The 362-nt window shown below is 59.9% G+C and carries 1 protein-coding gene; it reads left to right on the top strand.

Annotated features, from left to right (window positions below):
* Positions 1-264, top strand: a 264-nt coding sequence (locus AC1RPW_RS08165; RefSeq protein ID WP_481769467.1) for a hypothetical protein, incomplete at its 5' end; no start/stop codon positions are given.
* Positions 265-362 lie beyond the last annotated feature (98 nt).

The following is a 362-nucleotide window of genomic DNA, read 5'->3' on the forward strand; positions in this document are numbered from 1 at the left end:
GGTGGCTGTGCTCCGGGCTGGGAACTCGACGACCCGCCGTACCTGAAGCCCTTGGGTTTCACGAGCTTGACTGCTCAAGAGCTGATTGCAAGCGGCCGGGCCCCGATGCTGCGCGTGACTGCCGAACACAACATGGTGAACAACCACCCCGTGTACAGCGCGACCGAAGTCAACCGTCTCTTGCAGTACGCGCAACGCATGCGTGATTTGGCGGATCGTCTTCAGGCCCGCACGCGTCACATCGTACAGCGGGAGTCGATCTGATGCGGCCCATGTTTGCTGTACAAGTCACGAGTCGTGACGATGCCGAGCTGCACAAGACGATCGAGGCGTTGAAGCAAGCTGGTCTCGACTATGAAACG

The sequence above is a fragment of the Dellaglioa sp. CoH-55-MRSF-8 genome (genome assembly GCF_056782195.1).